Annotated in this window: 34 protein-coding genes, 4 tRNA genes and 1 pseudogene; 31 read left to right on the top strand and 8 right to left on the bottom strand. The window is 61.6% G+C overall.

The features are described 5' to 3' along the window. From MJ602_RS16485 to MJ602_RS16425, 13 genes are all read left to right on the top strand, one after another. Nucleotides 1–103 (top strand): EF-Tu C-terminal domain-related protein (locus tag MJ602_RS16485; protein ID WP_479725626.1); only part of this gene is annotated, 103 nt, incomplete at its 5' end. 30 nt (nt 104–133) lie between these two features. Beyond that, on the top strand, nt 134–445 hold the full coding sequence (gene rpsJ, locus MJ602_RS16480) for a 30S ribosomal protein S10 (RefSeq protein WP_005796953.1): 312 nt from the start codon (nt 134–136) through the stop codon (nt 443–445). A gap of 219 nt (nt 446–664) precedes the next feature. After that, nucleotides 665–1,339 (top strand): 50S ribosomal protein L3, encoded by a 675-nt coding sequence (rplC, locus tag MJ602_RS16475; protein WP_243021836.1) that lies wholly within the window; start codon nt 665–667, stop codon nt 1,337–1,339. Then, nucleotides 1,339–1,959: a 50S ribosomal protein L4 gene (rplD, locus tag MJ602_RS16470; RefSeq protein ID WP_162017665.1), complete on the top strand. Its 621-nt coding sequence runs from the start codon at nt 1,339–1,341 to the stop codon at nt 1,957–1,959. Before rplC ends, rplD begins: the two co-directional genes overlap by 1 nt. Next, nucleotides 1,956–2,270, top strand: coding sequence for a 50S ribosomal protein L23 (rplW, locus tag MJ602_RS16465; protein ID WP_243021835.1), 315 nt, complete (start codon nt 1,956–1,958; stop codon nt 2,268–2,270). The genes rplD and rplW overlap by 4 nt, the downstream gene beginning before the upstream one ends. Before the next feature lie 2 nt (nt 2,271–2,272). After that, nucleotides 2,273–3,097 (top strand): 50S ribosomal protein L2, encoded by an 825-nt coding sequence (rplB, locus tag MJ602_RS16460; protein WP_243021834.1) that lies wholly within the window; start codon nt 2,273–2,275, stop codon nt 3,095–3,097. A 10-nt stretch (nt 3,098–3,107) separates the two neighbouring features. Beyond that, nucleotides 3,108–3,383: a 30S ribosomal protein S19 gene (rpsS, locus tag MJ602_RS16455; RefSeq protein ID WP_162017662.1), complete on the top strand. Its 276-nt coding sequence runs from the start codon at nt 3,108–3,110 to the stop codon at nt 3,381–3,383. 9 nt (nt 3,384–3,392) lie between these two features. Continuing rightward, nucleotides 3,393–3,725 carry a 50S ribosomal protein L22 gene (gene rplV / locus MJ602_RS16450; protein ID WP_162017661.1) on the top strand — a complete coding sequence of 111 codons (333 nt, stop codon included), beginning with the start codon at nt 3,393–3,395 and terminating at the stop codon, nt 3,723–3,725. A gap of 15 nt (nt 3,726–3,740) precedes the next feature. After that, entirely contained in the window at nt 3,741–4,619 is an 879-nt protein-coding gene (gene rpsC / locus MJ602_RS16445; protein WP_162017660.1) for a 30S ribosomal protein S3, read from the top strand. A 2-nt stretch (nt 4,620–4,621) separates the two neighbouring features. Beyond that, nucleotides 4,622–5,038 (top strand): 50S ribosomal protein L16, encoded by a 417-nt coding sequence (gene rplP / locus MJ602_RS16440; protein ID WP_162017659.1) that lies wholly within the window; start codon nt 4,622–4,624, stop codon nt 5,036–5,038. Nucleotides 5,039–5,054: 16 nt separating this feature from the next. Beyond that, nucleotides 5,055–5,249 (top strand): 50S ribosomal protein L29, encoded by a 195-nt coding sequence (gene rpmC, locus MJ602_RS16435; protein WP_162017658.1) that lies wholly within the window; start codon nt 5,055–5,057, stop codon nt 5,247–5,249. A gap of 9 nt (nt 5,250–5,258) precedes the next feature. Then, on the top strand, nt 5,259–5,528 hold the full coding sequence (rpsQ, locus tag MJ602_RS16430) for a 30S ribosomal protein S17 (protein WP_243021833.1): 270 nt from the start codon (nt 5,259–5,261) through the stop codon (nt 5,526–5,528). Between the two features lie 118 nt (nt 5,529–5,646). Then, nucleotides 5,647–6,156 carry a peroxiredoxin gene (locus tag MJ602_RS16425; protein WP_243021832.1) on the top strand — a complete coding sequence of 170 codons (510 nt, stop codon included), beginning with the start codon at nt 5,647–5,649 and terminating at the stop codon, nt 6,154–6,156. Nucleotides 6,157–6,236: 80 nt separating this feature from the next. On the opposite strand, the gene MJ602_RS16420 is transcribed toward MJ602_RS16425, so the two are convergent. Further along, nucleotides 6,237–6,725, bottom strand: coding sequence for a GNAT family N-acetyltransferase (locus MJ602_RS16420; RefSeq protein ID WP_243021831.1), 489 nt, complete (start codon nt 6,723–6,725; stop codon nt 6,237–6,239). A gap of 45 nt (nt 6,726–6,770) precedes the next feature. Then, the gene (locus MJ602_RS16415; protein WP_162017654.1) at nt 6,771–7,325 is read right to left on the bottom strand and encodes a TlpA disulfide reductase family protein; all 555 of its coding nucleotides are present in this window, start codon (nt 7,323–7,325) and stop codon (nt 6,771–6,773) included. Nucleotides 7,326–7,516: 191 nt separating this feature from the next. On the opposite strand from MJ602_RS16415, the gene MJ602_RS16410 reads away from it, so the two are divergent. From MJ602_RS16410 to ptsP, 3 genes are read left to right on the top strand one after another with little or no spacing between them, the layout of a single operon-like run. Continuing rightward, a complete protein-coding gene (locus MJ602_RS16410) occupies nt 7,517–7,963 on the top strand; it encodes a PTS sugar transporter subunit IIA (protein WP_243021830.1) in 447 nt (148 codons plus the stop codon). Next, on the top strand, nt 7,932–8,201 hold the full coding sequence (locus tag MJ602_RS16405; RefSeq protein WP_162017652.1) for an HPr family phosphocarrier protein: 270 nt from the start codon (nt 7,932–7,934) through the stop codon (nt 8,199–8,201). The genes MJ602_RS16410 and MJ602_RS16405 overlap by 32 nt, the downstream gene beginning before the upstream one ends. A 37-nt stretch (nt 8,202–8,238) precedes the next feature. After that, complete coding sequence (gene ptsP / locus MJ602_RS16400; RefSeq protein ID WP_243021829.1) at nt 8,239–9,996, top strand: phosphoenolpyruvate--protein phosphotransferase; 1,758 nt, start codon at nt 8,239–8,241, stop codon at nt 9,994–9,996. A gap of 58 nt (nt 9,997–10,054) precedes the next feature. On the opposite strand, the gene MJ602_RS16395 is transcribed toward ptsP, so the two are convergent. The 5 genes from MJ602_RS16395 to MJ602_RS16375 are packed head-to-tail and all read right to left on the bottom strand — an operon-like array spanning nt 10,055 to nt 13,645. Continuing rightward, nucleotides 10,055–10,888, bottom strand: a complete 834-nt coding sequence (locus MJ602_RS16395; RefSeq protein ID WP_243021828.1) for a DMT family transporter — start codon at nt 10,886–10,888, stop codon at nt 10,055–10,057. Nucleotides 10,889–10,897: 9 nt separating this feature from the next. Continuing rightward, nucleotides 10,898–11,632 carry a helix-turn-helix domain-containing protein gene (locus MJ602_RS16390; RefSeq protein ID WP_243021827.1) on the bottom strand — a complete coding sequence of 245 codons (735 nt, stop codon included), beginning with the start codon at nt 11,630–11,632 and terminating at the stop codon, nt 10,898–10,900. Between the two features lie 24 nt (nt 11,633–11,656). Then, on the bottom strand, nt 11,657–12,637 hold the full coding sequence (gene lipA / locus MJ602_RS16385) for a lipoyl synthase (RefSeq protein ID WP_243021826.1): 981 nt from the start codon (nt 12,635–12,637) through the stop codon (nt 11,657–11,659). Between the two features lie 8 nt (nt 12,638–12,645). Further along, on the bottom strand, nt 12,646–13,335 hold the full coding sequence (gene lipB / locus MJ602_RS16380) for a lipoyl(octanoyl) transferase LipB (RefSeq protein WP_243021825.1): 690 nt from the start codon (nt 13,333–13,335) through the stop codon (nt 12,646–12,648). Between the two features lie 13 nt (nt 13,336–13,348). Then, nucleotides 13,349–13,645, bottom strand: coding sequence for a YbeD family protein (locus MJ602_RS16375; RefSeq protein WP_243021824.1), 297 nt, complete (start codon nt 13,643–13,645; stop codon nt 13,349–13,351). 268 nt (nt 13,646–13,913) lie between these two features. Between MJ602_RS16375 and MJ602_RS16370 the strand changes: the two genes are divergently transcribed. From MJ602_RS16370 to MJ602_RS16325, 10 genes are all read left to right on the top strand, one after another. Then, nucleotides 13,914–14,396, top strand: coding sequence for an ATP synthase subunit I (locus MJ602_RS16370; protein WP_243021823.1), 483 nt, complete (start codon nt 13,914–13,916; stop codon nt 14,394–14,396). Nucleotides 14,397–14,400: 4 nt separating this feature from the next. Then, on the top strand, nt 14,401–15,279 hold the full coding sequence (gene atpB / locus MJ602_RS16365) for a F0F1 ATP synthase subunit A (RefSeq protein WP_162017644.1): 879 nt from the start codon (nt 14,401–14,403) through the stop codon (nt 15,277–15,279). A gap of 53 nt (nt 15,280–15,332) precedes the next feature. Beyond that, nucleotides 15,333–15,581 carry a F0F1 ATP synthase subunit C gene (gene atpE, locus MJ602_RS16360; RefSeq protein ID WP_162017643.1) on the top strand — a complete coding sequence of 83 codons (249 nt, stop codon included), beginning with the start codon at nt 15,333–15,335 and terminating at the stop codon, nt 15,579–15,581. Nucleotides 15,582–15,618: 37 nt separating this feature from the next. Beyond that, a complete protein-coding gene (locus MJ602_RS16355; protein ID WP_162017642.1) occupies nt 15,619–16,089 on the top strand; it encodes a F0F1 ATP synthase subunit B in 471 nt (156 codons plus the stop codon). A gap of 10 nt (nt 16,090–16,099) precedes the next feature. Then, nucleotides 16,100–16,642, top strand: coding sequence for a F0F1 ATP synthase subunit delta (locus MJ602_RS16350; RefSeq protein ID WP_243021822.1), 543 nt, complete (start codon nt 16,100–16,102; stop codon nt 16,640–16,642). A 44-nt stretch (nt 16,643–16,686) separates the two neighbouring features. Then, nucleotides 16,687–18,240, top strand: coding sequence for a F0F1 ATP synthase subunit alpha (atpA, locus tag MJ602_RS16345; protein WP_243021821.1), 1,554 nt, complete (start codon nt 16,687–16,689; stop codon nt 18,238–18,240). 18 nt (nt 18,241–18,258) lie between these two features. Beyond that, nucleotides 18,259–19,131, top strand: coding sequence for a F0F1 ATP synthase subunit gamma (gene atpG, locus MJ602_RS16340; RefSeq protein WP_243021820.1), 873 nt, complete (start codon nt 18,259–18,261; stop codon nt 19,129–19,131). A gap of 45 nt (nt 19,132–19,176) precedes the next feature. Beyond that, a complete protein-coding gene (gene atpD, locus MJ602_RS16335) occupies nt 19,177–20,583 on the top strand; it encodes a F0F1 ATP synthase subunit beta (protein ID WP_243021819.1) in 1,407 nt (468 codons plus the stop codon). A gap of 84 nt (nt 20,584–20,667) precedes the next feature. Then, a complete protein-coding gene (locus MJ602_RS16330) occupies nt 20,668–21,087 on the top strand; it encodes a F0F1 ATP synthase subunit epsilon (protein WP_162017637.1) in 420 nt (139 codons plus the stop codon). Nucleotides 21,088–21,211: 124 nt separating this feature from the next. Beyond that, a complete protein-coding gene (locus tag MJ602_RS16325; protein ID WP_243021818.1) occupies nt 21,212–21,775 on the top strand; it encodes a DUF2946 family protein in 564 nt (187 codons plus the stop codon). On the opposite strand, the gene MJ602_RS16320 is transcribed toward MJ602_RS16325, so the two are convergent. Further along, nucleotides 21,741–22,250, bottom strand: a complete 510-nt coding sequence (locus MJ602_RS16320; RefSeq protein WP_243021817.1) for a c-type cytochrome — start codon at nt 22,248–22,250, stop codon at nt 21,741–21,743. The two genes, MJ602_RS16325 and MJ602_RS16320, sit on opposite strands and share 35 nt — an antisense overlap. 148 nt (nt 22,251–22,398) lie before the next feature. Here MJ602_RS16320 and MJ602_RS16315 point away from each other — a divergent pair. The 5 genes and pseudogenes from MJ602_RS16315 to MJ602_RS16875 form a co-directional block, all read left to right on the top strand. Then, nucleotides 22,399–22,474: transfer RNA gene (locus tag MJ602_RS16315), tRNA-Arg, on the top strand. A 73-nt stretch (nt 22,475–22,547) separates the two neighbouring features. After that, nucleotides 22,548–22,633: transfer RNA gene (locus MJ602_RS16310), tRNA-Tyr, on the top strand. A gap of 54 nt (nt 22,634–22,687) precedes the next feature. After that, nucleotides 22,688–22,761: transfer RNA gene (locus tag MJ602_RS16305), tRNA-Gly, on the top strand. Between the two features lie 38 nt (nt 22,762–22,799). Continuing rightward, a tRNA-Thr gene (locus MJ602_RS16300) sits at nt 22,800–22,874 on the top strand. Nucleotides 22,875–22,950: 76 nt separating this feature from the next. Next, nucleotides 22,951–23,013: pseudogene (locus tag MJ602_RS16875) on the top strand (GTP-binding protein); the annotation flags it as partial.

The following is a 23,013-nucleotide window of genomic DNA, read 5'->3' as shown; positions in this document are numbered from 1 at the left end:
CAAGCTGATCAACCCCATCGCCATGGAAGAAGGTCTGCGCTTCGCCATCCGTGAAGGCGGTCGTACCGTCGGCGCCGGCGTCGTGGCCAAGATCATCGAGTAATCCGGATCCTCGCGATACAAGGAACACAGCATGTCCAAGCAAAAGATCCGCATCCGCCTCAAGGCGTTTGATTACAAACTGATCGACCAGTCCGCTGCCGAGATCGTTGACACCGCCAAGCGCACCGGCGCCATCGTCAAGGGCCCGGTGCCCCTGCCTACGCGCATGAAGCGTTTCGACATCCTGCGCTCGCCGCACGTCAACAAGACCAGCCGTGACCAGCTCGAAATCCGCACGCACCAGCGTCTGATGGACATCGTGGACCCCACCGACAAGACCGTGGATGCCCTGATGAAACTCGACCTGCCCGCAGGTGTGGACGTCGAAATCAAGCTGCAGTAATGCCTTGAACCCATGGGCCGCAAGGCCCGTGGAGCGCTCCGCAAAGAACGCGAACTTGCTTGCAAAAGCAGTTCGCGTTATACTTTGCCGCTTCGCCTATTTTGCGTTTGCGTTGCAGCGCAACGGGGCGGAGTTTTATCAACCTTCTTTCATGCGCTTGAGAAGGCGCAACGCCGGGGCCAATTGAAGTCGCGGCGGTGAAAGTTTTGGAGAAAACCAATGAGTCTGAGCACCTCCCTGGGGTTGCTGGGCCGCAAGGTGGGCATGATGCGTCTGTTCACCGATGACGGGGACGCAGTGCCTGTCACGGTGGTCGATGTGTCCGACAACCGCGTGACCCAGGTGAAAACCCAAGAGAACGATGGCTACGTGGCCTTGCAGGTCACCTATGGTTCGCGCAAGGCATCTCGCGTGACCAAGCCTCAAGCTGGCCACCTGGCCAAGGCCGGCGTGCAAGCCGGTGAAATCATCCGTGAATTCCGCGTGACGGCAGAAGCCGCAGCGCAGTACCAGCCTGGTGCCAATGTGCCCGTGGCTTCGCTGTTTGCTGTGGGCCAGAAGGTGGATGTGCAGGGCACGAGCATTGGTAAAGGCTACGCCGGTACCATCAAGCGCCACAACATGGCCTCCCAGCGTGCATCGCACGGTAACAGCCGTTCGCACAACGTGCCGGGTTCCATCGGTATGGCGCAGGATCCGGGCCGCGTGTTCCCGGGCAAGCGCATGACCGGTCACATGGGCGACGAAACCGTCACCACCCAGAACCTCGACGTCATCCGCGTGGACGAAGCCCGTCAACTGCTCTTGATCAAGGGTGCTATTCCCGGAGCCAAGGGTGGCTTCGTGACCGTGCGTCCCGCCATCAAGGCCAAAGCCGCCAAAGGAGCGAACTAATGCAGCTCGAACTCCTGAATGACCAAGGCCAGGCCGCATCCAAGATCGATGCGCCCGAGACCGTGTTTGGTCGTGAATACAACGAAGATCTGGTGCACCAGATCGTGGTCGCTTACCGTGCCAACGGCCGTCAGGGCACCCGTGCCCAGAAGGACCGCGAGCAGGTTCGCCACTCCACCAAGAAGCCTTTCAAGCAAAAGGGTACCGGCCGCGCGCGTGCTGGTATGACGTCTTCTCCGCTGTGGCGCGGGGGTGGTCGGATTTTCCCGAACATGCCCGATGAAAACTTCACGCAGAAGATCAACAAGAAGATGTACCGCGCCGGTATGGCTTCCATCCTGTCGCAACTGGTGCGTGAAGGCCGTCTGGCCGTGGTCGATTCCATCGCTGTGGACTCGCCCAAGACCAAGCAGCTGGCCGACAAGTTCAAGGCCATGAACCTGCAGTCGGTGCTCGTGATCGCCGACCAGGTGGACGAGAACCTGTACCTGGCTTCGCGCAACCTCAAGGACGTGTTCATCGTCGAGCCGCGCTATGCCGACCCCGTGTCGCTGGTGCACTTCAAGAAGGTGCTCGTCACCAAGGGCGCTCTCGACCAACTCAAGGAGATGTTCGCATGAGCACGCTCAAGTTTGACGAAGGTCGTCTGATGCAGGTGCTGGTTGCTCCCATCGTGTCCGAAAAGGCCACCATGGTTGCTGAAAAGTCCAACGCCGTGACGTTCAAAGTGCTGCAGAACGCTACCAAGCCCGAAATCAAGGCCGCTGTGGAATTGATGTTCAAGGTCGAGGTGCAAGGCGTGTCTGTGGTGAACACCAAGGGCAAGACCAAGCGCTTTGGCAAGACAATGGGCCGCCGCGACAACGTGCGCAAGGCCTACGTGATGCTCAAGCCTGGTCAAGAGCTGAACCTGAGCGGGGAGGCTGCGTAATCATGGCTGTCATCAAAATGAAACCCACCTCGCCCGGCCAACGTGCCGTGGTGAAGGTCACGCGCGATCACCTGTACAAGGGTTCTGGTCACGCCCCGCTGTTGGAGCCCCAGCACCAGAAGGCTGGCCGCAACAACAACGGTCACATCACCACCCGTCACAAGGGCGGTGGTCACAAGCACCACTACCGCGTGGTGGACTTCAAGCGCAACAAGGACGGTATTCCCGCCAAGGTTGAGCGCATCGAGTACGACCCCAACCGCACGGCCCACATCGCTCTGGTGTGCTACGCCGACGGTGAGCGTCGCTACGTGATTGCTCCGCGCAACCTCGAAGTGGGCGCCACCATTGTGAGCGGTTCCGAAGCCCCGATCCGCGTGGGCAACACGCTGCCGATCCGCAACATCCCCGTGGGCTCGACCATCCACTGCATCGAGCTCAAGCCCGGTGCAGGTGCGCAGATCGCTCGCTCGGCAGGTGCTTCGGCGACGCTGCTGGCCCGCGAAAGCATGTACGCCCAGGTGCGCATGCGCTCGGGTGAAGTGCGCAAGATCCATATCGAATGCCGTGCAACGATTGGCGAAGTGGCCAACGAAGAGCACAGCCTGCGCCAGCTCGGCAAGGCCGGTGTCAAGCGCTGGATGGGTATCCGCCCGACGGTGCGTGGCGTCGCCATGAACCCGGTCGATCACCCGCACGGTGGTGGCGAAGGCCGCACTGGCGAAGGCCGTCATGCTGTCGATCCTTGGGGCAATCTGACCAAGGGTTATCGCACCCGCAACAACAAGCGCACACAGACCATGATCGTGTCGCGCCGCAAGAAGTAAGGGGTAACAAATGACTCGCTCTCTCAAAAAGGGTCCGTTTGTTGACCATCACCTGGTAGCCAAGGTCGAGAAGGCCGTTGCCACCAAGGACAAGAAGCCGATCAAGACCTGGTCGCGTCGCTCCATGGTTCTGCCCGATTTCATCGGTCTGACCATTGCCGTGCACAACGGCAAGCAGCACGTGCCGGTCTACGTTACCGACCAGATGGTGGGCCACAAGCTGGGCGAATTCGCCCTGACGCGCACCTTCAAGGGTCACCCCGCTGACAAAAAAGCGAAGAAGTAAGGAACGACCATGTCTGAAACACGTGCAGTCCTCCGGGGCGTCCGTCTGTCGGTTGACAAGGGCCGTCTGGTTGCAGACCTGATCCGCGGCAAGAAAGTGGACCAGGCGCTGAACATCCTGACCTTCACGCAAAAGAAGGCAGCAGGAATCATCAAGAAGGTTCTGGAGTCGGCCATCGCCAACGCAGAACACAACGATGGTGCCGACATCGACGAACTGAAGGTCAAGACCATCTACGTTGAGCAAGGTGCCACGCTCAAGCGTTTCACCGCGCGCGCCAAAGGCCGCGGCAACCGCATCAGCAAGCCCACGTGCCATGTGTACGTGACGGTGGGCAACTAAAGGCCGAGGAAGACTATGGGACAAAAAATCCATCCAACCGGCTTCCGTCTGGCCGTCAGCCGCAACTGGGCCAGCCGTTGGTACGCAAGCAACCGTGACTTCGCCGGCATGCTGGCCGAAGACATCAAGGTGCGTGACTACCTCAAGGCCAAGCTGAAGAACGCTGCCGTTTCGCGCGTGCTGATCGAGCGCCCCGCCAAGAACGCCCGCATCACCATTTACTCGGCACGTCCGGGCGTGGTGATCGGCAAGAAGGGCGAGGACATCGAGACGCTCAAGAAAGAACTGGCGACCCGTCTGGGCGTGCCTGTGGCTGTCAACATCGAAGAAGTGCGCAAGCCCGAAATCGATGCCAAGCTGATCGCCGACAGCATCACCCAGCAGCTGGAAAAGCGCATCATGTTCCGCCGCGCCATGAAGCGCGCCATGCAGAACGCCATGCGTCTGGGCGCCCAGGGCATCAAGATCATGTCCTCGGGTCGTCTGAACGGCATCGAAATCGCTCGTACCGAGTGGTACCGTGAAGGCCGTGTGCCCCTGCACACCCTGCGCGCCGACATCGACTACGGCACCTCCGAAGCCAAGACCACCTACGGTGTGATCGGCGTGAAGGTGTGGGTCTACAAGGGCGACACGCTGGGCCGCAACGAGCAACCCGCTGCCGAGACGCCGCGCCCTGAAGAAGAGCGCCGTCCCCGTGGTCCGCGCCGCGATGGCCGCCCTGGTGGCGACCGCGCTGGTGCAGGCCGTGGTGGCCGCCGTCCCACGGGTGGCAATGCCGCCCCTGCCGATGGCAGCGACAAGCCCCAGGGCGCCGGTGGCGCCGATGCAACCGCCGTTAAGCGCGTACGCAAAGACGCGCCCGCTTCAGCAGCGGACGGTAAAGGAGAATAAACATGCTGCAACCTGCTCGCCGCAAATACCGCAAGGAGCAAAAGGGCCGCAACACCGGCATCGCTACCCGTGGCAACACGGTAGCCTTCGGTGATTTCGGTCTCAAGTGCACCGACCGCGGCCGCCTGACGGCCCGCCAGATCGAAGCCGCACGCCGTGCGATTTCCCGCCACGTCAAGCGTGGTGGCCGCATCTGGATCCGTGTGTTCCCGGACAAGCCTATTTCCAAGAAGCCCGCAGAAGTGCGTATGGGTAACGGTAAGGGCAACCCCGAGTACTACGTCGCTGAAATCCAGCCTGGCAAGGTGGTCTTCGAGATCCTGGGCGTGCCCGAGGAACTCGCCCGTGAGGCTTTCCGCCTCGCGGCTGCCAAGCTTCCGCTGCGCACGACGTTTGTCGCACGCCTGGTAGGCCAGTGATTCAGGAGAAACAGAAATGAAAGCTGCTGAACTGCGCCAAAAAGACGCCGCTGGCATCCAGGAAGAAATCAAGGCACTGCAAAAGGCTCACTTCGGCCTGCGCATGCAAAAGGCTACGCAACAGCTGGGTAACACCAGCCAGTTGCGCGCCACGCGCCGTGCCATCGCCCGTGCCAAGACCATTCTTGCCCAAAAGCAAGCCGCCAACTAAGGAGCCGAGATGACGGAAGCCAAAACATCCCTCAAGCGCACCCTGGTCGGCAAGGTCGTCAGCGACAAGCGTGCAAAGACCGTGACCGTGCTCGTGGAGCGCCGTGTGAAGCACGCGCTGTACGGCAAGATCGTGGTCAAGTCGAGCAAGTACCACGCGCACGACGAAAACAACGAGTACAAGCTCGGTGACGTGATCGAAATCGCCGAAAGCCGTCCTCTGTCCAAGACCAAGAACTGGGTTGCGACCCGTCTGGTCGAAAAGGCCTCGCTGGTCTAAGCCTCTGCAGCCACCGCGCTGCAAGGAAAACGGAAACGACCCACAATGTGGGTCGTTTTCTATTTGGGGCTTCGCAATGCAGCAGGCCTCTTCGACCAACCCCCTCCAGGAGACCCGCATGATCCAGATTGGCGACAGCTTGCCCGATACCACCCTCATGGAATATGTGCAGACCGAAGGCGAAGGCTGCAGCATTGGCCCGCGCCCGGTCCAGGTGGCGCAGGCCTGCGCCGGAAAGACCATTGCACTGTTCGCGGTGCCTGGTGCCTTCACGCCCACCTGCTCAGCACAGCATGTTCCAGGCTATGTGCGCAATGCAACTCAGCTCAAGGCCGCAGGGGTGGATGAAATCTGGTGTGTGTCGGTGAACGATGCCTTTGTGATGGGTGCCTGGGCCCGCGAGCAGGCCACGGAAGGCGTGGTCCGCATGCTGGGGGATGGCGATGCCGCCTTTGCCAAGGCCACGGGTCTGACGCTGGATCTGAACGGCAAGGGCCTGGGCCTGCGCAGCAACCGCTATTCCATGTTGGTGCGCAACGGTAAGGTGGAGCAACTCAATGTTGAAGCGCCAGGCAAGTTCGAGGTGAGCGATGCCGACACCCTGCTGCGCCAGTTGAAAGCGAACTGACGCTATTAAAATCATAGCTGCCAGCGCAATGTTGCTGTGCGCTGGAGCTTAAAATGAGCTGAGAAATTTCAAGGCCATGCTCACAGCATGGCCTTGAGGTAATGCGCGCCTGCGATGGGGTTGTGGTAGTACGGCGGAATCTCTTCGAATCCCAGTTCGGCGTACAGGGCGCGGGCGGACTCCATGTCGTCCAGGGTGTCCAGCAGGATGCAGTCATACCCCGCCACACGGGCGCAGTCCATGATCGCCTCGGCCAGTTGTCGGCCCAGGCCGAAGCCACGGAAGGCCTTGCGCACATACAGGCGCTTCATTTCGCAGGCGTTGGGGTAGTCGCTGTTGTCCAGCGGGCGCATGGCACAGCAACCAGCGTAGGCACCTTCCACCAGGGCCACCAGCAAGCTGCCGCGCGGCGGGGCGTAGTCGCCGGGCAGTTGGGTGAGCTCCTCGTCGAAGTTCTGGAAACACAGGCTGATGCCCAAGCCCTCGGCGTACTCGGTGAACAGGTCGCGCACTTCGTTCCACTGCGCGGCGTTCTGCGGGGTCAGGAGCTGGATGTCGGGGGTATCCACTTCAGGCAATGATCAAAAAGACGGCCGCAGTGTACCCCCATCCGTTCAGGACTCGGCCAGGAGCTGCTCGATCAGCTGGTGCAACTGCGCAAAATCGGGTGCGCCCACATAGGTCCGCACGATCTCGCCGCGCTTGTTCACCAAGTAGGTGGTGGGGGTGATGCGCACATCGCCCCAGGCCTTGGCCACCGCACCGGTGTTGTCGATGGCCACCTTGAAGGGGAGCTTGCGGGTCTCGGCAAAATTGACCACGTAACTGGGCGGGTCGTAACTCATGGCCACCGCCAGCGTCTCGTAGCCACGGCTGCGGTATTTTTCGTAGGTTGAGACCAACTCCGGCATCTCAGCCACACAGGTCACGCAACTGGTAGCCCAGAAGTTGACCAATACCACCTTTCCGCGCAAATCCTGCGTCGTTTGTTGCGTGCCGTCGAGCAGCACAAAGGTGGATGCAGGCGCGGCCGATTGGCTGCAACCCGCCAACACCAGCCCGGCCGCACAGACCAGCCCCAGGGCCAATCTGCGCAGACCTTCGGATGCGCCACGCCGGTGTGCAGCGAGCGTGCGGTAGGACAGATCAGAAAAGAAAAGGCTCTGCATGGGGACGGCTCCGGTGTCAGCAAGGGGCATACAGTGGTTTGCGCCCCGCGCCGCGATTGTGCGACAGCTTCGCGTTTCGAGCTGCATCAGCAGCGGAAGTTCAAGCACTGCAAGGACGTGCCTCGTCCGTGACGGCACCGGATCCGACAGCCAGGTCCGGAGCAGCCATAATGTCTGCTGCAGTACCGACCATGAGCACACGCATTTTTCTCATTGCCCACACGCCCCTGGCAAGTGCCCTCCGGGACTGTGCAATGCATGTCTTCCCAGATTGCGCGCAGCATGTGCTGGTGTTGGACGTGCAGCCCGATGCGACCCCTGAAGACTCCTTGGACCAGGCGCGCCAGTTGCTCGGCGGACAGGAGCAGGGAGCGCTCCTTGTGCTCACCGACGTGTTTGGCGCCACCCCCAGCAACATCGCGCAGCGCCTGGTCGAAGGGCGCCAGGCGCGCCTGGTCACCGGCGTCAACCTGCCCATGCTGCTGCGCTGCGTGTGCTATCGCGGCGAGGCGCTCGATGCACTGGTGCAGCGGGCCGTGGTGGGCGGCACGCAAGGGGTGATGCAGGTGGCCGTCACCGCGCCACAGAACCAGAACCGCAGAACGAATGATCAAGACCAGCACGACCATCAGCAATAAACTGGGCCTGCACGCCCGCGCATCGGCCAAACTGACCAAGCTGGCCGGCAGTTTCGACTGCGAAGTCTTCATGAGCCGGGGCGAGCGCCGCATCAACGCCAAAAGCATCATGGGCGTCATGATGCTGGCCGCGGGCATGGGCACCACGGTGGAGATCGAAACCGACGGCCCCCAGGAGCAGCAGGCCATGGACGCGCTGCTCGCCCTGATCAACGACAAGTTCGGCGAGGGCGAATGAGCATGGCCGCAGTCACCACCACACCAGGAGACGGAGCATGACCTTCTCGATTGCTGGGTTGGCGGTGGCGCGTGGCATCTCGATTGGCCGCGCGGTGCTTGTGGGCGCCAGCCGCGTGGAGGTGGCGCATTATTTCATCGAGCCGGGGCAGATCGAGAGCGAGATCGACCGCGTGCGCTGTGGCCGCAATGCGGTGGTCGAGGAAATTCAGCGTTTGCAGGAAGACATTCCCGCCGATGCCCCCCAGGAGCTGACCGCGCTGCTGGATGTGCACCTGATGCTGCTGCAGGATGAAATGCTCACCAGCGGCGTCAAGCACTGGATCACCGATCGTCTGTACAACGCCGAATGGGCGCTGACCACCCAGCTGGAGGTCATCGGACGCCAGTTCGACGAGATGGAGGACGAGTACCTGCGTGAGCGCAAGGCCGACCTGGAGCAGGTGGTCGAACGCATCCTGCGCCACATGAAGGGCGTGGCCCATCCAGTGGTTCCGCAAAGTCCGCGCCGCAAGACCCAGCAGGACTTGATGCTGGACGACACCATCGACGTGCCCCTGGTGCTGGTGGCGCACGACCTGTCCCCAGCCGACCTGCTGCAGTTCAAGAAAAGCGTGTTTGCCGGTTTCGTCACCGACGTGGGTGGCAAGACCTCGCACACCGCCATCGTTGCGCGCAGCATGGACATCCCCGCCGTGGTGGGTGCGCGCACCGGCAGCCAGTTGGTGCGTCAGGATGACTGGGTCATCATCGATGGCGACGCCGGGGTGGTCATCGTCGATCCGTCGCCCATCCTTCTGGCCGAGTACGGCTTTCGTCAGCGCCAGATCGAGGTGGAGCGCGAGCGCCTGACGCGCCTGCGCCATACGCCTTCGGTCACGATCGATGGCGAGCGCGTCGAACTGCTGGCCAACATCGAGATGCCGCAGGACGCCGCTGCCGCCGTGGCCGCAGGCGCCCTCGGCGTGGGGCTGTTCCGCACCGAATTTTTGTTCATGGGCCGTGTGGGCAATCTGCCGGACGAGGAAGAGCAGTACCGGTCCTACCGCGAGGCGGTCGAAGGCATGCAGGGCCTGCCCATCACCATCCGCACCATCGATATTGGCGCAGACAAGCCCCTGGACAAGGGACACAAGGACACCTCGACCAACCCAGCGCTGGGCCTGCGCGCCATTCGCTGGAGTCTGGCCGATCCAGGCATGTTCCGCACCCAGTTGCGGGCGCTGCTGCGTGCCGCAGCGCATGGCAAGGTCAATATTCTGTTTCCCATGCTTGCCCATCCCGTCGAGGTGGAGCAGACCCTGGCCCAGGTGCGCCTGGCGCAGGCCGAGTTGGACGCACGCGGCGCGGTACACGCACCGGTGCGTCTGGGCGCGATGATCGAAGTGCCTGCTGCGGCGCTCATGGTGCGCTACTTCCTGCGGCACTTCGACTTTCTCTCCATCGGCACCAACGACCTGATTCAGTACACCCTGGCCATCGACCGTACCGATGAAGCAGTGGCCCATCTGTACGACCCCATGCACCCCGCGGTGCTGCGTTTGGTGGCCGACGTCATTGCTGCGGGCCGGGAGCAAGGCAAGAGCGTGTCGGTCTGCGGGGAGACCGCAGGCGATGTGACCATGACGCGCCTGCTGCTCGGTCTGGGCCTGCGCAGCTTTTCGATGTACCCCTCGCAGATCCTGCCGGTCAAACAAGAGGTGCTGCGTGCCGACACGCGCAAGCTGGCCGGGTGGGCGCGGGATCTGATCGAGGCAGACGGACTGGCAGCATCGGCGCAGTCTGCACCCCGGTAGCTATAAAAATAATAGCTACTGGCGCTTTATTGACAGGCGCTGGTGGCTAAATGACTCACTATTTCGCCCGCATCCCCAGCACGGCAGCGCTCAGGATCATGGCCGTGGACAACGCCAGGCTGGCGTGAAAGCGCTGCCCGCTCACCAGCACCAACAGCGCTGTGGAGGCCAGCGGCGTGGCGTAGCTGAGAATGCCAATGTGCCGTGCATCGCCTAGCTTGAGGGCCTTGTCCCACAGGTAGAAGGCGCCCCCCAGCGGGCCCAGGCCCAGCACGGTCAGCAGCACGGCATCGCGCGCCTGCAGCGTGACCGCAGGCTCCAGCAGCACATGGCACAGCAAGGACAGCAGGCCCGACACCAGACCGAACAGCCCGATGGCCGTGGTGGGGAAGGCCGGCACGCGCCGGGTCAGCAGCGAATAGCTGGCCCAGATGAACGCCGCCGCCAGCGCAGGCAGGTAGCCCCAGGCCAGCGCACCGCTGAGCGAGCGCCCCCCCGTGATGGCAATCGCTGCGCCGCCAAATCCCAGCACAGCCGCCAGCACATGCGGCCAGCGCAGCGCCACGCCCGGCAGCAGCACGGGAGCCAGCACCACGATGAACAACGGCCACAGGTAGTTGACCAGGTTGGCCTCCACCGGAGGCGCATGGCGCAGGGCGATGAACAGCAGGAAGTGGTAGGCAAACAACCCATACACCCCCAGCGCCAGTGTGCGCAGTGGAATGCGCCATTGGCTCGGATCGCGCAGCACCAGTGGCCAGGCAGGCACACTGCCGATCAGCAGCGCAATGCCGGTGAGCAGAAAGGGCGGCACATGGGTGAGTGACACACCCAGCGAGGCGAGCGAGGCCCACAGCGCGATGGCGCCCAGGGCGTACAGATTGGCTTGCATGCGCGCAGCTTAATGGCCCACGCCATCGCGGGGTGCGGCGCCATCGTCGCGCAATGCGGGTTTGGAGCGGCGCAGCGCTGCGGTAAGCGCCGAAGGGGAGCGGTAGCCGGTGCGTTGGGCCACCTCGGTCACAGGCATGCCCTGGCTGCGCATCCACCGGGCCTGTTCCAGGCGCAGGGTGCGCAGCCAGACCATGGGCGGGCGCCCTTGCTCGGCGCGGCAGCGGTCGGCAAACTGCGCGGGGCTCAAATGCGCCTGCGCCGCCAGATCGGCCACTTCCAGCGGGCGGTGCCAGTGCGCAGCCGCCCAGGTGCGCAGGGCGTTCCAGTCGATGGGTCTGCCGCGCTCAGGCGATGGGCGGGGCGCAGTGGTGCCCGCCAGCCATGCCTCCAGCAGCAGTGCCGGACCATGCTCACGTGCCAGGCCGCTGCCTTGCTGCAGGGCCGTGGCAAGGTAGCGTGCCAAGGGCAGGGTGTGGCTGGTCCATGGTGCGAGGGCAATGCAGCGGGCCCAGCCGGGGTCGGCGCTGTCCAGCACCAGGCACTGGCTGCCCTGGGGGGAAGCGAAGTCGTGGCGTGCACCGGGTTCGATCACACAGCCCCCGCCGCTGACCACGCGCTGGCCCCGGCCATCGATCTCCAGCTCGAGCGTGCCCGACAGGCCCAGCAGCACCTGGAAATGCCCATGGCTGTGGCTGCCCGGCGATGCGCCGTAGTGCCGCAGCGAGAGCACGGGCGCTTGCATGGCGCGGCGGGCCTGGGGCTGAGGTCAGACGCCGGCCGACTTGGCCTGAACGTCGGCGTGGTAGCTCGAGCGCACGAGCGCGCCCACGGCGGCGTGGGTGAAGCCCATGTCGTAGGCTGCCTGTTCGTACATCTTGAAGGTGTCGGGGTGCACGTAGCGGCGTACCGGCAGGTGGCTGGTGCTGGGCGCCAGGTACTGGCCGATGGTGAGCATGTTGATGTCGTGCGCGCGCATGTCGCGCAGCACCTGCAGCACTTCTTCGTCGGTTTCGCCCAGGCCCACCATGATGCCGCTCTTGGTGGGCACATGGGGGTGGCGCGTCTTGAACTTCTTGAGCAGGTTGAGGGAGAACTGGTAGTCCGACCCAGGGCGCGCTTCCTTGTACAGGCGTGGTGCGGTTTCCAGGTTGTGGTTCATCACATCGGGCGGGGCGGCTTGCAGGATGTCCAGCGCACGCTCGTCGCGGCCACGGAAGTCGGGTGTGAGGATTTCGATCTGTGTCTGCGGCGAGAGCGCGCGGATCTGCCGGATGCATTCGACAAAATGGCCTGCACCGCCGTCGCGCAGGTCATCGCGGTCCACGCTGGTGATGACGGCGTATTTGAGGCGCATCTTGGCGATGGTTTGGGCCAGCTTCAGCGGTTCATCCTGGTCCAGCGCGTCGGGGCGGCCATGGCCCACATCGCAAAAGGGGCAGCGGCGCGTGCACTTGTCGCCCATGATCATGAACGTGGCCGTGCCATGGCCAAAGCACTCACCGATGTTGGGGCACGAGGCTTCCTCGCACACGGTGTTGAGATTGCTCTCGCGCAGGATCTGCTTGATCTCGTAGTAGCGCGTGTTGGGCGAGCCCGCCTTCACGCGGATCCACTCGGGCTTTTTCAGCACCTCGCCATGCTCGACCTTGATCGGAATGCGCGAGAGCTTGGCGGCAGCCTTTTGCTTGGCCAGCGGGTTGTATTCGGCGGTGGATTGCGCTTCGCGCACGACATCGGAGGTGCTCATGGCTGTGTTCAGGGGGCCAGCCGCACCGTGAGCTGTTTGCCCAGGACGCCAGCCACCTCTTCCCAAGTGGTTTGAACCCCGATTGTAGAAAGATCGATGCTTTGCAAGCCTGCGTAACCACAAGGGTTGATGCGCTGGTAGGGTTCCAGGTCCATGGCGACATTGAGCGCCACGCCGTGGTAGGTGCGGTGGCGACTCACCTTGATGCCCAGCGCGGCGATTTTTCCCAGGCCGGTGAAATCGGGTGCCTGTCGGGCGCCGCCCACGCGCTTTTGCGGGCGCTGAGGCAGTTGGGCATGGCTCTGTGGGTCGTCCAGCCGCACATAGATGCCGGGGGCCGAGGCCACCCGGTGTCCGGTCACGCCAAAGTGCGCCAGCGTGCGAATCACGGCCTCTTCCAGGCGGTACACGTATTCCTTGACGTAGTAGCGCGCGCGCTGCAGATCGATGAGCGGGTAGGCGACGACCTGCCCCGGACCGTGGTAAGTGACCTGCCCGCCCCGGTTGGTGGCGACCACAGGGATGTTGCCTGCGGCCACTACATGGTGCTGTGCGCCGGCCATGCCGAGCGTGAAGATGGGGGGGTGTTCGCACAGCCACAACTCGTCGGGCGTGTCCTCGGAGCGCTGGGCGGTGAAGTCCTGCATGTCAGCGTAGGTCGGCAGGTAGGGCACGGTGCCCAGGGTGCGGATCAGCATGGCGCAGGCAGGGTCAGAGCACGACTTTGACCAGAGGGTGGCCGGTGAGTGCGCGGTACAGGTTGTCCAGTTGTTCGCGGCTGGTGGCCGTCACCGTCAGAGTGACGCTGAGGTAGTTGCCGCCCCGGCTCTCGCGCAATTCCAGGCGTGCCTCGTCAAAGTCTGGATCGAAGTCGCGCGCCACGGACACCAGCGCAGCGGTGAAGCCCTCCACGCGGGCGCCCATCACCTTGATGGGGAACAGGCATGGGTATTCGATGAGGCTTTCTTGCGGGGGGCGGGGTAACGAAGGCAGATCGGAGGTTGCCATGGATGACTCTTGAGGTGATGGCTTGGAGCGCCCTGCAGAGGGCCGCAGCGTTGACTGGAGGGCGACAGGCAGCGCCGTGAAACGTGATTGTGACAGGGCGGCGAATGGCCGTTTCAGGCATGCCCAACGTTGGTGCTGCACCACAAACAACCCAGGAAGGCATATTGCAATGCACCATGGCGGTACAAAACATTGCCGAAGCTCTCGGGTTTTTACTTATAATCAAGGGCTTTGTGAAAGTTTCAGCCTGTAACGCGGGGCAAGAACGATGAAAAATATCGCCCCCGAGACGGAAGCTGAGGCTGAAGAATCCGACTTCAAGCCCCTGACGGCCCAAGAGGCTCAGGAATGGCGCAGGCGACACCCGGCACCGTCGGTGTGGCGCCTGGTGGCGGCGCAGGCCCTTATGGGGGTGGTTGTTGCGCTGGTGGCCTGGGGGGTGTCTGGCGAGCGGCATGTGGCCTGGTCTGCGGGTTACGGTGCTCTGGCGGTGGTCTTGCCCGCAGCGGTTTTTGCCCGGGGCATGGCGCGTCAGCGGCGTGTTGCTGGTGCTGCCATGGTTGGGTTCATGGGTTGGGAATTGGTCAAGATCGTGCTGACCATCGCCATGCTGGCTGCTGCGCCCTTGTGGGTATCGCAACTGAGTTGGCTGGCCCTGGTGGTGGGCATGTTGGTAACGATGAAAACGTACTGGGTCGCACTGCTGGTGCGCCCTGGTGTCCGAAAAACCGATGGATTGAGAGAAGAGTAGTCCGATGGCCGCAGAAGCGCACGCTCCCACAGCAAGTGAATACATCGTTCACCACTTGCAGCATCTCCAGAACGTCAAGCAGACCAAGATCGTTGATTTTTCGGTCATCAACTATGACTCCATCGTGGTGGCGGGCCTGCTTGGTCTGCTGGCGGTGTATGTGTTGTGGTTGGCTGCGCGCAAAGCCACTTCCGGGGTGCCGGGGCGTTTCCAGGCGGCGGTCGAAATCCTTGTCGAAATGGTGGACAACCAGGCCAAGGCCAACATTCACAACGCCGAGAGCCGCAAGTTCATTGCGCCCCTGGGTCTGACGGTGTTTGTCTGGATCTTTTTCATGAACTTCATGGACATGCTGCCCGTGGACTTGTTGCCCACGATCTGGTCCAAGGTTTACGAAGCGGCGGGACATGACCCCCACCACGCCTACCTGCGTGTGGTGCCCACGGCAGATCTTTCCACCACGCTGGGTTTGGCGTTTGCCGTGCTGCTGCTGCGCTTCTGGTACAGCGTCAAGATCAAAGGTGCTGGTGGTTGGGCGCACGAATTGGTGTCTGCACCCTTCGGCACCAGCAAGAACCCGATCTTCGCCCTGATTCTGGGCGTAGTGAACGTGCTGATGCAAATCATTGAATATGTCGCCAACACCGTGTCCCATGGCATGCGGTTGTTTGGCAACATGTACGCTGGCGAGCTGGTCTTCATGCTGATCGCATTGATGGGCGGGGCTGCTGCGCTGTCGTTGTCTGGGGTACTGCTGCCTGTGGGCCACATCATTGCTGGCACCATCTGGACGCTGTTCCACATTCTGGTGATCACGTTGCAGGCGTTCATTTTCATGATGCTTGCGTTGATCTACCTCGGTCAGGCGCACAACGCGCACTAAACCATTCCCTTTCGTTTTTCCCTCAACCTTTCTTTCTTAACTCAGGAGTCATCATGGAAAACATTCTCGGTCTCGTCGCTCTGGCTTGTGGTCTGATCGTGGGTCTTGGCGCTATTGGCGCTTCGATCGGTATTGCTCTGATGGGTGGCAAGTTCCTCGAAGCGTCTGCCCGTCAGCCTGAGCTGATCAACGAACTCCAGACCAAGATGTTCATTTTGGCCGGTCTGATCGACGCGGCCTTCCTGATCGGCGTGGCCATCGCCCTGCTGTTCGCATTTGCCAACCCCTTCGCCCTGAAGTAAATCCCGCTCGCCCACCAACCCATAGAAAGGTGTTGCCGTGAGTATCAACGCGACCCTGTTCGTTCAGGCCATCGTCTTTCTGATCCTGGTGTGGTTCACGATGAAGTTCGTGTGGCCCCCGATCGCAAAGGCGCTGGATGAGCGAGCCCAGAAAATCGCCGATGGCCTCGCTGCCGCCGATCGCGCCAAGTCCGAGCTGACTGCTGCCAACCAGCGTGTCGAGAAGGAATTGTCGCAAGCGCGCAACGAAACGGCCAGCCGCTTGGCCGATGCCGAGCGTCGTGCACAGGCCATCGTCGAGGAGGCCAAGGCCCGTGCGACGGAGGAAGGCAACAAGATTGTTGCCGCAGCCCGTGCCGAAGCCGAGCAGCAGTCCATCCAGGCACGTGAAGCCCTGCGCGAGCAGGTGGCCGCGCTGGCCGTCAAAGGTGCCGAGCAGATTCTCCGCAAGGAAGTCAATGCCGGTGTCCATGCCGACCTGCTCAACCGCCTGAAGACGGAACTGTAAGGGGACGGACATGGCAGAACTCGCCACCATTGCACGTCCCTACGCTGAGGCGCTGTTCAAGGCCTGTGCGGCTTCGTCCGGCGCTGATCTGGCCGCTACTGCGTCCTGGCTCAATGAGTTGGCATTGATTGCCGACAACTCCCAGGTGCGCCAACTGGCCGATAACCCCAAAGTCACCGCAGACCAGGTTTTCGACCTGTTTGTTGGCGTGGCGCGCTCGGCGCTGCCCGACATGGCGCGCAACTTCCTGCGCACCGTGATCGACAACGGCCGCATCGCTGCATTGTCGGAAGTGGCTGCGCAGTTCAGGGTCTTGGTCAACAGCCGCAATGGCTCCTCGGACGCCATCGTTCACAGCGCGTTTCCCATGGAGCCGTCAGCCCTGACGGAGCTTTCTGCCGCGCTGGAAAAGCGTTTTGGCCGCAAGCTCAACCTGTCCGTGCAGCTGGATCCGTCGTTGATCGGGGGCGTCCGTGTAGTGGTGGGCGATGAGGTGCTCGACACCTCCGTCAAGGCCCGTCTGGAACAAATGAAAGCGGCCCTCATTGCGTGAGAACGCTTGGGGTTTCGGCTAAACAAAGAAAGAAGGAAAGAGTCATGCAACTCAATCCAGCAGAAATTTCTGAACTGATCAAGAGCCGCATCGAGGGCCTGGCAGCCAGCAGCGATATCCGTAACCAGGGCACGGTGGTTTCCGTGTCCGACGGTATCGTGCGCATCCACGGCCTGTCGGACGTGATGCAGGGCGAAATGCTCGAATTCCCGGCCACGGCGGATGGCACGCCCTCCTACGGCTTGGCGCTGAACCTCGAGCGCGATTCCGTCGGCGCCGTGATTCTGGGTGAGTACGAGCACATTTCCGAAGGCGACACCGTCAAGTGCACGGGCCGCATTCTGGAAGTGCCTGTCGGTCCCGAACTCATCGGTCGTGTGGTCAATGCCCTGGGCCAGCCAATTGACGGCAAGGGTCCCATCAACGCCAAGCTGACCGATGTGATCGAAAAGGTCGCGCCTGGCGTGATCGCACGCCAATCGGTGGACCAGCCGCTGCAGTCGGGCCTGAAGTGTATCGACTCCATGGTGCCCGTGGGCCGTGGCCAGCGTGAGCTGATCATTGGTGACCGCCAGACCGGCAAGACCGCTGTGGCCATCGACGCCATCATCGCCCAGAAGGGCCAGGGCGTGACGTGTATCTACGTTGCCATCGGCCAGAAAGCCTCGTCGATCAAGAACGTGGTGCGCGCACTGGAGCAAGCCGGCGCGATGGAATACACCATTGTCGTGGCTGCCTCGGCTTCCGAATCTGCCGCCATGCAGTACGTGTCGGCCTACTCCGGCTGCACGATGGGTGAATACTTCCGTGACCGTGGTCAGGACGCGCTGATTGTCTATGACGATCTGTCCAAGCAGGCCGTGGCCTACCGTCAGGTTTCGCTGTTGCTGCGCCGTCCTCCAGGCCGTGAAGCCTACCCCGGCGACGTGTTCTATCTCCACAGCCGTCTGCTCGAGCGCGCAGCCCGCGTGAACGCTGACTATGTCGAAGCCTTCACCAAGGGTGAGGTCAAGGGCAAGACCGGTTCGCTGACGGCCCTGCCGATCATCGAAACGCAGGCCGGCGACGTTTCCGCCTTCGTGCCGACCAACGTGATCTCGATCACCGACGGCCAGATCTTCCTGGAAACCAACCTGTTCAACGCCGGTATCCGCCCCGCCATCAACGCCGGTATCTCGGTGTCGCGCGTCGGTGGTGCTGCACAGACCAAGCTGGTGAAGAACCTGTCCGGCGGTATCCGTACCGACTTGGCCCAGTACCGTGAGCTGGCCGCGTTCGCGCAGTTCGCTTCCGACCTGGATGAAGCCACCCGCAAGCAGCTCGACCGCGGTGCCCGCGTGACCGAGCTGCTCAAACAGGCACAGTACAGCCCGCTGTCCATCTCGCTGATGGGCGCCTCGCTGTTTGCGGTGAACAAGGGCTTCATGGACGACATCGACGTCAAGAAGGTTCTGGACTTCGAACACGGTCTGCACCAGTTCCTGAAGACCAGCCATGCCGCGCTGCTGGCCAAGCTGGAACAGGCCAAGGCCATGGACAAGGACGCTGAAGCCGAATTGACCGCCGCGATCGCAGCGTTCAAGAAGTCGTTCGCTTAAACCGGACGAGGAGCCATCATGGCAGCAGGCAAGGAAATACGCGGCAAGATCAAATCGGTGGAAAACACCAAGAAGATCACCAAAGCCATGGAAATGGTGGCCGCATCCAAAATGCGCAAGGCGCAGGACCGGATGCGTGCCGCCCGCCCCTACAGCGAAAAGATCCGCAACATTGCAGCCAATCTGGGTCTCGCCAATCCCGAGTACGTTCACCCGTTCATGAAGGTGAATGAGTCGAAGGCGGCGGGCCTCATTGTGGTGACCACGGACAAGGGCCTTTGCGGCGGCATGAACACCAACGTGTTGCGTGCGGTGACCGGCAAGCTGCGCGAGTTGCAGGCCGCAGGGGTATCCACCGAGGCCGTTGCCATCGGCAACAAGGGTCTGGGCTTCCTGAACCGTGTGGGTGCCAAGGTGGTTTCGCATGTCACGGGTCTGGGGGATACCCCTCACCTGGACAAGCTGATCGGCCCCGTCAAGGTGCTGCTCGATGCGTATGCTGAAGGCAAGATCAATGCGGTGTATCTGAGCTATACCAAGTTCATCAACACCATGAGGCAGGAGTCGGTGGTGGAGCAGTTGCTCCCCCTGTCTTCCGCGCAGATGCAGGCCGAGAAGACGGAGCATGGGTGGGATTACATCTATGAGCCCGATGCGCAAAGCGTGATCGACGATCTGCTGGTTCGCTATGTCGAGTCCCTGATCTACCAGGCGGTTGCTGAAAACATGGCATCCGAACAATCGGCGCGCATGGTGGCCATGAAGGCTGCCACCGACAACGCAGGCAGCGTGATTGGTGAGTTGAAGCTGGTCTACAACAAGACCCGCCAGGCCGCCATCACCAAGGAACTGTCGGAGATCGTGTCCGGGGCTGCGGCCATCAGCGGCTGATCGCTGCCCGCCACCACCGCAAGAATCAACCAATTGGAGCAACAAATGGCTCAAGCTCAAGGAAAAATTGTTCAATGTATCGGCGCCGTGGTGGACGTGGAGTTCCCGCGCGACCAGATGCCCAAGGTGTATGACGCCCTGAAGCTCGAAGGCTCTGCCTTGACGCTGGAAGTGCAGCAGCAGCTTGGCGACGGCGTGGTGCGCACCATCGCCCTCGGCTCGTCCGACGGCCTGCGTCGCGGCCTGGTCGTAACCAACACCGACCACCCCATTACCGTGCCCGTGGGCAAGGCCACTCTGGGCCGCATCATGGACGTGCTGGGCACGCCTATCGACGAGCGCGGTCCCGTGGATCAGACCCTGACGGCGTCCATCCACCGCAAGGCCCCTGCGTACGACGAGCTGTCGCCGTCGCAAGAGCTGCTGGAAACTGGCATCAAGGTGATCGACCTGGTGTGTCCGTTCGCCAAGGGCGGTAAGGTGGGCCTGTTCGGTGGTGCCGGTGTGGGCAAGACCGTGAACATGATGGAGCTCATCAACAACATCGCCAAGGCCCACTCGGGTCTGTCGGTGTTCGCTGGTGTGGGCGAGCGTACCCGCGAGGGCAACGACTTCTATCACGAAATGGCCGATTCCGGCGTGGTGAACCTGGAGAACTTGGGTGAGTCCAAGGTGGCCATGGTGTACGGCCAGATGAACGAGCCCCCGGGCAACCGTCTGCGCGTGGCACTGACCGGTCTGACCATCGCCGAGTCGTTCCGCGACGAAGGCCGTGACGTGTTGTTCTTTGTTGACAACATCTACCGCTACACGCTGGCCGGTACCGAAGTGTCCGCTCTGCTGGGCCGTATGCCTTCCGCCGTGGGCTACCAGCCTACCCTGGCCGAAGAAATGGGCCGTCTGCAGGAGCGTATCACCTCCACCAAGGTCGGTTCGATCACTTCCATCCAAGCCGTGTACGTGCCTGCCGACGACTTGACCGACCCGTCCCCTGCCACGACCTTCGCTCACTTGGATTCCACCGTCGTGCTGTCCCGTGACATCGCCTCGCTGGGTATCTACCCCGCCGTGGACCCGCTGGACTCCACCAGCCGCCAGCTTGACCCCAACGTCGTGGGCGAAGACCACTACACCACGGCACGCGCTGTGCAGGGTACGCTGCAGCGCTACAAGGAACTGCGCGACATCATCGCCATTCTGGGTATGGACGAACTGGCTCCCGAGGACAAGCTGGCCGTGGCCCGCGCTCGTAAGATCCAGCGTTTCCTGTCCCAGCCGTTCCACGTGGCCGAAGTGTTCACGGGTTCGCCGGGCAAGTACGTGCCCCTGGCAGAAACCATCCGTGGCTTCAAGATGATCGTGAACGGCGAATGCGACCATCTGCCAGAGCAGGCGTTCTACATGGTCGGCACCATCGACGAAGCCTTTGAGAAAGCCAAGAAGGTGGCTTAAGTTCCGGGGTGAAAGGGGCGTCTGACCACCGGTTGACGACCCTGACCCAGCGCAAGCACTTTCGAAGATTTCAAAGGAATTTAGATGGCCAACACCATTCATGTAGACGTTGTCAGTGCCGAAGAATCCATCTTCTCCGGCGAGGCGCGTTTTGTCGCACTGCCTGGCGAGGCTGGTGAGCTGGGTGTCTATCCGCGCCATACTCCGTTGATCACGCGCATCAAGCCTGGCTCGGTGCGCATCGAGATGACCGATGGCAGCGAAGAGTTTGTCTTCGTTGCAGGCGGAATTCTTGAGGTTCAGCCGGATCGAGTGACCGTTCTTTCTGACACCGCTGTTCGCGGCAAGGATCTTGATGATGAGAAGGCCAACCAGGCCCGTCTCGCAGCGGAAGAGGCTGTCAAGAATGCGAAGAGCGAAATTGACTTGGCCCGCGCCCAGTCGGAATTGGCAGTCATGGCTGCTCAGATTGCTGCTTTGCGCAAGTTCCGCCAGAAGAAGTGAGAAGGCTTCGTCCTGCTATCCGCAAGAACCCCGCGAATCGCGGGGTTTTTTCTTTGTGTAATGGGTGCCTGTGATGGGCGCTGTGCGATCCAACATTCCATGTGGGCATTAACGGGACTGCAAAGTGGACGACATTGTGATCAAAGCGATGGGCAAGTGGCCCAATGTACCGGCGTGTTACGGCTGGCTGGGCTTGGATGCGCGTGGTGACTGGTATCTCAGGGATCTTACGGTCCAGGCGCAGGGGAGATTCCCTCAGATCAAGGGGGAGAAAATCGTGCACTCCAAGTGGATTGCGTTCATGGGCCGGAACTATGCCGCCGATGCCAACGGCTGTTGGTTCTTTCAGAACGGCCCTCAGAGGGTCTTCGTCGAACTGGAAGTCACTCCCTGGGTCTTTCGGTTCGGGAAGACGGTCACAGAATTGATCTCCCACACGAGGGTGCTCACCGAGTCTGTGGGCTTCCTGCAAGACGAGTGCGGCTACGTCTATGCGAAAACCCCAATTGGCCTAGGGTTGCTTCACTCGCATGAGGTCGCATTGCTTGCGGAGCAAATAGACGACCGGCTCCTCTCCATCGAGGAAACCAGTAGCAAAGACTTAGAACGGAAATATGGCTACGTGAAAAGTCCGAGCGTCTACGGTGGAGTGGCTATTTTGCCGCCTCAGGAGCCTTCGGTTCGCTGAACCCCGCACCAGCCTTATTGGCCAGAAACACCACGGCACGAGCGATTTCCAGATCGTTGAAGGCCCCTCCACCCTGTGCTGCCATCGCATTCTTCCCTTTGAGTGCCGATTGCAAGAGGGTGTCATATCCTTGTTTGACGCGTGGATCCCAGGCCTGGCTGTCGCCCAGCTTGGGGGCGCCCAAGGCTCCGGAGGTGTGGCAGGCTCCGCACTGAGCCTGATAAACCTGCTCGCCAGTTTTCAAGGGGCGATTCGCATCGCGGATCTCCACCGTACCGACCTTTTGGATGCGCGCGTTCACAGACCGCTCCATGTCTGTGGACCCTGGGGATGTCTTGTATCCGGATGCTACGTAGCTGGCCAGACCGATGATGGTCACGATCGGAACGATGAATCCGAGCAAACTTGCTGACAGCAGCTGCTTGGGCGATTTAACAGGGCCAGTTCCCGAGTGAGTGGTGTCATTGGCGTGCATGGGTTGGCTCCTGGTGTTGTGTTGATGCAAATCAGGAAATTATAAAAAGGAAGTCAGGCCTTGTCCTGGCCGGCGTTGGCCGACAAGACATCAATCGTGCGATAATCGCAGGCTCGCGAAAGATGCTACCGCATCCATCCGTGCCGCAGCGGCTGTAGCTCAGTGGATAGAGTATTGGCCTCCGAAGCCAAGGGTCGTGGGTTCGATCCCCGCCAGCCGCGCCACAGGAATTGATGTTGCATTGAATGCGATCTCTTGAATTTGCGGAAAAATTGCTGCTATAATTTGAGATTCTCCGGAGGGGTGCCCGAGTGGCTAAAGGGGGCAGACTGTAAATCTGTTGGCTTACGCCTACGCTGGTTCGAATCCAGCCTCCTCCACCAAATGCAAGCAGAGCGTCGGCGATGACTGGCGTTCTGTGGCGAGAAGCGAGAGCTGCGGGAGTAGTTCAATGGTAGAACCCTAGCCTTCCAAGCTAATGACGCGGGTTCGATTCCCGTCTCCCGCTCCAGTCTTGCGGTTTGTTTTTGTGCGAATGCTGTTCGCGCTGCCCATGTGGCTCAGTGGTAGAGCACTCCCTTGGTAAGGGAGAGGTCGCGGGTCCGATTCCCGCCATGGGCACCAATCTTTGTGGTGCGGTCTTTTGATGGCTGCGTCGTAATCCTGTTGTTTGGCTATTGTTTTTTCCGGAGTCGAAAAAATGGCAAAAGAGAAATTTGAGCGGACCAAGCCGCACGTCAACGTTGGCACGATCGGCCACGTG

Origin of the sequence: Simplicispira sedimenti (assembly GCF_022760965.1) — a bacterium.
Classification (GTDB): domain Bacteria; phylum Pseudomonadota; class Gammaproteobacteria; order Burkholderiales; family Burkholderiaceae_C; genus Simplicispira; species Simplicispira sedimenti.
The sequence above is the reverse complement of the archived record's forward strand: the minus strand, read 5'-3'. Positions and strand labels throughout refer to the sequence as shown.

Bases quoted from the DNA above. Each gene is read 5' to 3' on its own strand.
- rpsJ (WP_005796953.1), top strand. From the start codon at position 134: ATGTCCAAGCAAAAGATCCGCATCCGCCTCAAGGCGTTTGATTACAAA.
- rplC (WP_243021836.1), top strand. From the start codon at position 665: ATGAGTCTGAGCACCTCCCTGGGGTTGCTGGGCCGCAAGGTGGGCATG.
- rplD (WP_162017665.1), top strand. From the start codon at position 1,339: ATGCAGCTCGAACTCCTGAATGACCAAGGCCAGGCCGCATCCAAGATC.
- rplW (WP_243021835.1), top strand. From the start codon at position 1,956: ATGAGCACGCTCAAGTTTGACGAAGGTCGTCTGATGCAGGTGCTGGTT.
- rplB (WP_243021834.1), top strand. From the start codon at position 2,273: ATGGCTGTCATCAAAATGAAACCCACCTCGCCCGGCCAACGTGCCGTG.
- rpsS (WP_162017662.1), top strand. From the start codon at position 3,108: ATGACTCGCTCTCTCAAAAAGGGTCCGTTTGTTGACCATCACCTGGTA.
- rplV (WP_162017661.1), top strand. From the start codon at position 3,393: ATGTCTGAAACACGTGCAGTCCTCCGGGGCGTCCGTCTGTCGGTTGAC.
- rpsC (WP_162017660.1), top strand. From the start codon at position 3,741: ATGGGACAAAAAATCCATCCAACCGGCTTCCGTCTGGCCGTCAGCCGC.
- rplP (WP_162017659.1), top strand. From the start codon at position 4,622: ATGCTGCAACCTGCTCGCCGCAAATACCGCAAGGAGCAAAAGGGCCGC.
- rpmC (WP_162017658.1), top strand. From the start codon at position 5,055: ATGAAAGCTGCTGAACTGCGCCAAAAAGACGCCGCTGGCATCCAGGAA.
- rpsQ (WP_243021833.1), top strand. From the start codon at position 5,259: ATGACGGAAGCCAAAACATCCCTCAAGCGCACCCTGGTCGGCAAGGTC.
- MJ602_RS16425 (WP_243021832.1), top strand. From the start codon at position 5,647: ATGATCCAGATTGGCGACAGCTTGCCCGATACCACCCTCATGGAATAT.
- MJ602_RS16415 (WP_162017654.1), bottom strand. From the start codon at position 7,325: ATGCAGAGCCTTTTCTTTTCTGATCTGTCCTACCGCACGCTCGCTGCA.
- MJ602_RS16410 (WP_243021830.1), top strand. From the start codon at position 7,517: ATGAGCACACGCATTTTTCTCATTGCCCACACGCCCCTGGCAAGTGCC.
- MJ602_RS16405 (WP_162017652.1), top strand. From the start codon at position 7,932: ATGATCAAGACCAGCACGACCATCAGCAATAAACTGGGCCTGCACGCC.
- ptsP (WP_243021829.1), top strand. From the start codon at position 8,239: ATGACCTTCTCGATTGCTGGGTTGGCGGTGGCGCGTGGCATCTCGATT.
- MJ602_RS16395 (WP_243021828.1), bottom strand. From the start codon at position 10,888: ATGCAAGCCAATCTGTACGCCCTGGGCGCCATCGCGCTGTGGGCCTCG.
- MJ602_RS16390 (WP_243021827.1), bottom strand. From the start codon at position 11,632: ATGCAAGCGCCCGTGCTCTCGCTGCGGCACTACGGCGCATCGCCGGGC.
- lipA (WP_243021826.1), bottom strand. From the start codon at position 12,637: ATGAGCACCTCCGATGTCGTGCGCGAAGCGCAATCCACCGCCGAATAC.
- lipB (WP_243021825.1), bottom strand. From the start codon at position 13,335: ATGCTGATCCGCACCCTGGGCACCGTGCCCTACCTGCCGACCTACGCT.
- MJ602_RS16375 (WP_243021824.1), bottom strand. From the start codon at position 13,645: ATGGCAACCTCCGATCTGCCTTCGTTACCCCGCCCCCCGCAAGAAAGC.
- MJ602_RS16370 (WP_243021823.1), top strand. From the start codon at position 13,914: ATGAAAAATATCGCCCCCGAGACGGAAGCTGAGGCTGAAGAATCCGAC.
- atpB (WP_162017644.1), top strand. From the start codon at position 14,401: ATGGCCGCAGAAGCGCACGCTCCCACAGCAAGTGAATACATCGTTCAC.
- atpE (WP_162017643.1), top strand. From the start codon at position 15,333: ATGGAAAACATTCTCGGTCTCGTCGCTCTGGCTTGTGGTCTGATCGTG.
- MJ602_RS16350 (WP_243021822.1), top strand. From the start codon at position 16,100: ATGGCAGAACTCGCCACCATTGCACGTCCCTACGCTGAGGCGCTGTTC.
- atpA (WP_243021821.1), top strand. From the start codon at position 16,687: ATGCAACTCAATCCAGCAGAAATTTCTGAACTGATCAAGAGCCGCATC.
- atpG (WP_243021820.1), top strand. From the start codon at position 18,259: ATGGCAGCAGGCAAGGAAATACGCGGCAAGATCAAATCGGTGGAAAAC.
- atpD (WP_243021819.1), top strand. From the start codon at position 19,177: ATGGCTCAAGCTCAAGGAAAAATTGTTCAATGTATCGGCGCCGTGGTG.
- MJ602_RS16330 (WP_162017637.1), top strand. From the start codon at position 20,668: ATGGCCAACACCATTCATGTAGACGTTGTCAGTGCCGAAGAATCCATC.
- MJ602_RS16320 (WP_243021817.1), bottom strand. From the start codon at position 22,250: ATGCACGCCAATGACACCACTCACTCGGGAACTGGCCCTGTTAAATCG.